2 protein-coding genes are annotated in these 7,631 nt (G+C 61.8%); both read right to left on the bottom strand.

Annotation, left to right across the window (positions count from 1 at the left end; translation table 11 throughout):
• Positions 1-145 precede the first annotated feature (145 nt).
• On the bottom strand, positions 146-2,806 hold the full coding sequence (locus tag AAIL67_RS17560; protein ID WP_343484466.1) for a DUF349 domain-containing protein: 2,661 nt from the start codon (positions 2,804-2,806) through the stop codon (positions 146-148).
• A 215-nt stretch (positions 2,807-3,021) separates the two neighbouring features.
• A complete protein-coding gene (locus AAIL67_RS17555) occupies positions 3,022-6,918 on the bottom strand; it encodes a DUF748 domain-containing protein (protein WP_343484465.1) in 3,897 nt (1,298 codons plus the stop codon).
• Positions 6,919-7,631: the final 713 nt, after the last annotated feature.

The following is a 7,631-nucleotide window of genomic DNA, read 5'->3' as shown; positions in this document are numbered from 1 at the left end:
ACACGACAAGCCGTTGCATGCAAATGCAGCGGCTTTTTCGTTGGCACCCCCGACTCCCTCTGACAGTACGCGGCACATACGAAAAAAGGAGCTCAACGGCTCCCTTTTTCTTTGGCAACCGCCTCCCATCGAGGCGACATGTCGCTTACTTGCGCAGCAATTGCTTGAGTGCGGTCTGCAGGCGACGGGCAGATGCCTCATCGCTGGCACTGCCAAGCACAGTGGCCACGTCCTGACCCCAGGTCTGCTGGGGCGAAGGATCGTTGCGGCGGGTCAGCATCTGCAGCTGCAGCGCACGGCGTGCCGCCAGCTGATCGGCCGGAGTGTGTACATCGGCAGCCATTTCCAGGCGCAGCAGGGCCTCTGCAGCATTGCCCTTGGGTGCAGCAGCCACAGCACCGGACCAGGAAGAGCGCACAGGCGCCGTCACCTTGCTGCCCAGTTGCTGAGCCGATGGCAGCTGCGCAGCATCACGAGCCTGCCAGGCACCGAGCAGCTGAGTCAGCGCTTCGCCGTGCGCCTGTGCCGCCAGCTTGCGCAGAGCTTCCTGGGCATGCTCCACGGCATCACGCTGGGCGCGGAAGGCCGGATCGGCCAGGCGCGGTCCGCGCTCCTCTCGCGCGAACTCGCGACGGCCACGGCCGGCATCACGGCTGTCGCGACCATCGCGGCCACCGCGCTCGCCGCGCGCTGCATCGCGTCCACGGCCGCCATCCCTGCGATCACCAGGACGACCACCTGCAGCAGCTGCCGCTTCCTTCCTCATGCCAGGGCGGTCATCGCCACGCACGGCCACCACGGGACGTGCCGGCTTGGCCACTGCAGCGGCTTCGCTCGCTTGCGCCTCAACAGCTTCAGACGCTTGCTCTGCCTGGCCCTGGGGCTGGTTTTCATCAGACTTGGCGGGCTGAGCCTTGATGGCTGCTTCGAGCTCGGCCAGCGCTGCGTGAATCTTTTGCGCATCGCCGCTGGCATTGGCCGCCTCGACCGCCTTGGACGCATCCAGCACCCGACGATCATGCTCGGACAACTCGACCGCCACCTGGCTGCGACCACCACGCTCCACACTCTTGCGATTGAAGGCATCGTCCAGCGGCTTGCGGAATGCATCCCAGAGCTTTTGCTCGTGCTTGCGATCCAGCGGCACCACCTGGGCTTCGGCCTGCCAGCGCTGCTGCAGCGCCTTCACGGCGTCGATGCGCAGGCTGGGGGCTGCCCCCAGGGCCGTGGCTTCGTCGATCATGGCATGGCGACGCTCCAGGCTGGCCTTTTGTGCAGCCTGCAGGGGCGCTTCGGCAGCAGCCATGGCCTGCTTGAACAGGGGCTGCAGTTCGGCAAACAGCTTTTCGCCGATATGGCCGCTTTCACGCCAGCGCTCGCCAAACTGGCGCAGCGCGCGCAACATGCTCTTCCAGTCCTGGCTGGCCGCATTGCTTGCAGCCCAGGCCTTGATTTCTTCGATCAGCGCCAGACGCTGCGCCTTGGCCTGCGTGCTGTCCTGACGAATCTTGTCGTGCCAGGACTCGACCACCTTGTAGGCTGCGTTGCAGGCCTCGTCAAACTTCTTCCACAGCGCATGATTGGCCATGGCACCTTGGTCGGCCTGCTTCCATTGTTCGCGCAGGCTGCGCAGGGTTTCCTGGATCTTGCGACCACCCAGTGCCTGGCCTTCGGGACGGTTGAGCAAGGCTTCGGCCTTGGCCACCAGGTCCTCGCGCAGTTTCTCGGCCAGATGGCGCTGCCAACCCTCGGCCTCACCGGCGGCCAACAGGGCTTCATGCACTTCGCCCACCAGCGCTTCGTCCACAAAACGGCCATGGGCCTTGATGGCTGCGCGCATGGCTTGCACGGCTTCGGAGCCGGCCTGGCTGTTGCCAGCTGCAGTTTCTGCCTTCAGCGCCTGCAGGGCCTGGCCCAGGCCAGCCTTGGCTGCTTCCACCTGCTCGGGCGTGGGCTTGCCACGGCCGGCGGCTGCTGCGCGCGGTGCTGCGGGCTTGGCCACTTCCACAGCTGCGGCTTCGGGAGGCAAACCACGAGCCACGCGGATTTCGTCGGCCCAGACGGGGACCGTGGGCAACGGCGCTGCCTCGTCGGCGGCAGCGGCCTCGGTCTGTGCCAGTGCAGACTGGAAAGCATCCCAAACCAGTGCCAGTTGTGCAGAGGCTGCCTCCAGCTGAGGCGGGAAACGGCCGTCCACACTGCCCCAGCTGGCGTCGCCGGTCAGCTCCTTGGCCTGCTCCTGCCAGCGCGCGACATCGACTCCCAGGGCTTCCAGCACCGCCTTGGCATCCTTCCAGGACTTGGTGGACAGCACTTCGATGCGCTGCGCCAGCAGCAGCGCCACTTCGCGCTGCACCTGGGTGCGATGCTGCAGGTCTTCCACCGCCTTCACGCGCTCGCCCAATCGGGCCTTGAACTGCGACAGAGGCTCGCGCGACAGCGCGGCACCGGCCTTGGCGGCATCACGCTGCCAGGCAGCCGCAGCCGCGGCATCGAAGGGCTCTGCTGCCAGCAGTGCCTGAGCCTTCTCGGCCCATTCCACGGAAATTTTTTCCTGATTCGCGGTGCGACGGATTTCGTCAAGGCGTTCGCGCACGGCACGGGCAGCACTCTTGTCGCCCTTGCTCAGTTCCTTGTGAACGTCCTGGAGTTGCTCGACCGTGGGCTGAGTCGCCAACCAGTCGCGAATGCGCGCGGCGCGATCACCCGACGTCTCGGCGGAGAAAGCACCACCCGTCAATGCATCCAGCGGATGTTGCTCAGTATTCTTGGCAGAGGCCGGGTTCACTTCAGATGCATCAGACATGGTGCTGCTAGGAGAAATAGATGTCATGTAAGGGTCAGAAAATGCTTGGCAGCCAGCGCAGTCAACGCTGCAACGGGCCAGTGCCAGCCCACATGAGGGCAGACTTTCCAAGCGCAAGCCCAGGCACATGAGCACCTGGGCAAACCGGTATTTTCGCCTTTATTTAAAGGCAAGCCAAAAAATGCGAAATCGCAAGGTGTTTCGCAGCACTTTCATCACTGCGCAGACAGGCTCAACTGGGCACGTGGCGTCCAGTCCTTGTCCTGCACATCCAGCTTGGGAGCGCCCAGGAACAGGCGCTCCAGCGGCAGCTGTTGCGTGGCCAGATAGTCCCGCACAGCCACACCGCGCGCCAGCGCCAGCTCGCGCATGGCATCGTCAGGCACCTTGATGCTGGCCACCAGCAGCGCCGTCATCTGGTCTGCAGGCAGATCCTTGGCCATTCCGACCATGTTGCGGGGCTTTTTGATGTCGGCTCGACCGTAAACGGCCTTGAGCAGAGCCGGACGCTCGGCATCGCTGAACTCCATCACCTCGTCTCCACTCTTGCCTTCGCGAATCACGTTGCGGCGCTTTTGGGCCAGCAGCAGACGATCCAGCTCTTCAGTCTTCCAGGCCTCCTTGTCTTCGGCCTCACGCGACTCGCCCACCACCGTCATCTTGAGCGCGGGGCGGTCGTTCAGTGCCTTGACGATCTTGGCCAGTTGCTCCCTGGCCTTGCCGTCGAGCTTGGCGCTGCCCGGCGCAAAGTTGACTGCGCCCGACTCGTCGCCACCCGAGAACGCCCCCGACAACAGCGCAAACGGCGCGGTCACTGCCTTCATGATGATGTTGCCGATCACCTTGAAGATGATGGGCGCCAGACGGAACTGCGGATCGTTGAGCGAGCCGCTCAGAGGCACATCGAGATCGATCACGCCGTTGCGGTCGGACAGCAGGGCCACAGCCAGCTTGACGGGCAGCGATGCGGGCGCGCCCTCCACCTTGTCGCCAAAGGTCAATTGGCGCAGCACCAGCTTGTTCGATGCCGTGAGCTGCCCATCAGGCTGCACCTTGTAGTTCACATCCATATAGAGCTTGCCGCGCTCTATGCCATAGCCCGCGTACTTGATGGAATATGGCGACAGCGGCGACAGCTCCAGGTCATTCATCTGGGCGCGTACATCCAGCGCCAGAGGCTTGGCCAGCGGATTGACCTTGCCGCTGATATCGAGCTTCGCCGTACCCTGGGCCTTGCCCTTGATTTCAAGATCGGCCATTTGCGGCTCGACCTGGCCTGCAGGAGCCTGCGAAGAGAAGGCGCTCAGACGGCCGTTCAGCTCACTCAGATCGGCCGAGTAGTTGGGCTGAATGAAATAGTCGGAAAACTGCACCTTGCCGCCCGTCAGCACAATGGGCCCGACCTTGATGATGGGCGCGGGGCCGACATCTTCGGGCTTTACGGGCTCAGCCACGGGTCTGCTGAGCTCGGGCTTCTCGCCAGCAGCCGCCTGGGCGTTCGCCTCTTCGTTCTGTGCGACGGACTGCTCGGACTTTTCGGTCTTCACAATGTCCTGCAGATTAATGCGGCCGTTGCGCTGCACGATGACGCGCGCAAAAAAGTCGCTCAGCGCGGTTTCGCGCACGCTCACCCGCAGCGGCTGAGCCGGTTGCATATTCAGGTCCAGGCCGCGCACCATCAGCGTTTTCCAGGCCAGCAAATCATCGCCCAGACCCAGACCTGTGCGCGCAGCCAGTGCCTTGGCACGGTCTGCCGTTGAGTCATTGAGCACTGCCGTCAGCGCGCCCTTGGCGGTACTGGGCTTGCCCACCTCTTCCTGCACCGGGGCCGCAAGCGTGGAGCGTACGCGCAGGTCGTTGAGCTCCACATCGCCCGACACAGACAGCTGAGGCCCCTTGGCATGGGCCAGATAGTTAAGCTTGCCCCGGAAGTTGCCGTCGGCACGCACTAGATCCACATTGAGCTTGTGACCGAAATACGGCTCCAGCGCATGCAAGGGCACGGCACGGGCCTGCAACTGCCCCTGAGCCGAAACAGGGGTCAGACCCAACTGCCCCTTGAACTGAATATGACCAGCCTGCACACGGCGACTGGCAGCCAGCTGAGCCGAGACCTCCAGCGGAGTCGGCGCTGCCTTGGCCGCCAGAGGCTCGAAAGCCCCCAGGCGTATGCGCAAGGCGCTCACATCCAGCTGCACGGGCCGTGCATTCCCGCCTTGCACAGGTGCTGCATCGCGAAACTGCAGCGCACCGCCATCCACGGCAATCGCTGCCAGCTTGACCGACCAGGGTTTGCCCGGCTCCACCTTGCTGCCCTGCGTTGCCGGCCTGGCTGCAGGCGATGCCACGGGCAACCAACGCTCGTACATCCAGTGCCCTTGTGCGTCACGCAGGGCCGCGAGTTGCGGCTTCTGCACGGCAATGGCCTCCACCTGCACCTGCCGGGCAGCAAGATCGACCTGAACGCCGCTGACCTTGATCTGTTCGATATTGACAGGGGCCTGCTTGTCCTGCAGCTGCAGCTTGTCGGCAGTCAGCTCGGCCACCTCTGCCACGACTCCGCCCTCACCCCAGGAAATCCGGGCATCGGTATTGAGCATGGCGCTGAGCTGCGGCTTGAAGTGCGCTTGCATATAGGGCTGCACCCATTGCAGCGGCAACTGCTCGAGCTTGAGATTGAGCTTGCCCGCCTTGTCCGTGGCTTCTCCATCCACAGCCAGCCTGGCAGCCCCTTCCACCCGGGCCTGCTCAGCCGTTTGCAAACCTGCAGTGGCCGTCAGTTGCAAAGGCGCATTCATGGGCCAAGCCAGATTCTTGGCCTGCAGCATCAAAGGAGCCAGGGTCAGCGCCGCAGGCGCCGCGCCTGTAGCAGCATCCCTCCAATGCACTGTAGCGCTATCAATATCGAACTGTTTCACGCTCACTGCGAGGGACTGGGCGGGCGCCTCGGCCTTGGTGCCCGCCTGGACCGAAGCCTTGGCGTCGGAGGAATCAGACTCAGGCTCTGCATTTTCGGCGGGCGCTGCTGCAGCAGTGGACGGCGCATTCAGCCCCAGCCAGTTGATCACGCCCTGCGCATTGCGGCTGGCATGAACCTCGGGCTTGACCCAGCGCACCGATTCGAGCGCAATCTGGTTCTGCAGAGGCAGAACATTCTTGAGCTGCACCTCCAGCGCCTCAAAGTTCAGCAGCGGCGCGCTCTGGCGGTCCTGCACCGCGACATTGCTCAAGGCCAGCTTGCCGCTGATGCTGACCACAGGCTGGTCTTTTTGCTCGAAGCTGATCTGCAGATCCGTGTCCAGCACGCCAGACAGAGGCTGCACGGGAACGCTGGCAGGCACATAGCCCAGATAAGGGGCCAGATCGATGTGCTCCCATTTGAGTTGCATCGCCGTCTGGCGGGTGTCAGTGAACGGCGTGCTCTCGCCCGAGGTATCGAACTTGCTGCCGTTGAGATCGAAAGCCAGATGCGGCAGCACCTTGATCTCGCGCTTGGAGGCCAGATTGCTGATGAAAGGAATGCTCAGCTGCAAGTCCTTGAGCTCGTGCTTGCGCTGCACAAACTCGTCATTGAGCTCGATACGGCCGTCGCGCAAGGCAATGTTGTAGAGCGCAAAGCTCAGGGGCTTGGACGGCTCCTCGTCATCGGGCTCGGAGAGCTTGGCAATCACATCGTCGATATCGAGCTTGCCCAGTGAATGCTGCGTCAGGCGCACCACCGGCGCATCGACCTCGATCGCATCCAGCACAGGAGCGAGCCTGAACAAGGACTGCGCGCTGGCATTGATGAAGATGCGCTTGATCTGCAGCTGTGGCTCGGCGGCGGATTTCAGATCTTTCTGAGCCACAGAGCTCTCTGCATCAGCGGTTTCAGCTACTTTTTTTATAGCCTTATCGATCACCAGTTCATGCAGGGTGATGGACATGGCCCAGGGCGCAAACTCGATCTTGCCCACATGGACGCCGCGCCCCAGTTTCTCGGCAGCCCGTTTTTCCAGCTGGCTTTTAGCCACCCAGGGCACTACCGCCCAGAGCAGCAGCCATAACAGCAAAAGAGCAAGAACAGACCAGATCAGCCGGCGAAGCCAGCGATTCGATGTGAGCAAGGACATGGGCAATTGTTATTGATGCAGAGATTGAAAGCCTTCCAAGACTCTCAGGGGCGGGACCCGCCGCGCGCCCGGAACACCACTGTACCTTGAGCGCACCCTGGTGTATCTAGATTGCGCTCTATATATAGATAGAGGCAAGAGGCGTTTCCAAGGGAGAAGTTTGCGCCATAGGAATGCCGACCAGAGGCAGATGAGCGCGAAAAATGCAAACAATGCGCTGCAGAGAAAAGACAACGCCGGAAATGACAAAGCCCGGAAGTGGCGAAACCGACTTCCGGGCTTTACGGCCGGTACCAGACCGGGCCGTTTTTCGCGGATCAAGGAGGGTGTGGTCCTTGCCGCTGGAAGCAACGATTGCTCCCTTTTGTGCCTCAAGCGAAGATAAAGAGCAAGTGCCAACAGCCCATGGAATCAAAGGCCTCGGCGGAATTTGCTTTTCCTTTCCTTTGGCAAGCACCTGCAACGTGCAGGCAGATTCACTATATCTGTGCTCGCGTAGGGCTACCAGGCTTTTTGCACTTTATTTCGCCTTGATGACAAATAAAACGATGTGAGCGTATACACCTCTTGAATCCGTGATTTTTTGCTGTAATTTTTTGAGCAAGCTGTACATTCATACAGTTTTTATATAATTTTAAAATCTAAAAAGTATTTTTGTTAGTGTTGACTGAATATTTAGGGCGCTTCTAGAATCCGCCAGCGCTCGAAATGAG

This window comes from Comamonas sp. A7-5 (assembly GCF_039581385.1).
GTDB lineage: Bacteria > Pseudomonadota > Gammaproteobacteria > Burkholderiales > Burkholderiaceae_C > Comamonas > Comamonas thiooxydans.
Note: the sequence above shows the minus strand (reverse complement) of the source record. Positions and strands in the feature narration are given on the sequence as shown.

Excerpts from the sequence above, each read along its gene's own strand:
- AAIL67_RS17555 (WP_343484465.1), bottom strand. The coding sequence starts at position 6,918 with ATGTCCTTGCTCACATCGAATCGCTGGCTTCGCCGGCTGATCTGGTCT.
- AAIL67_RS17560 (WP_343484466.1), bottom strand. The coding sequence starts at position 2,806 with ATGTCTGATGCATCTGAAGTGAACCCGGCCTCTGCCAAGAATACTGAG.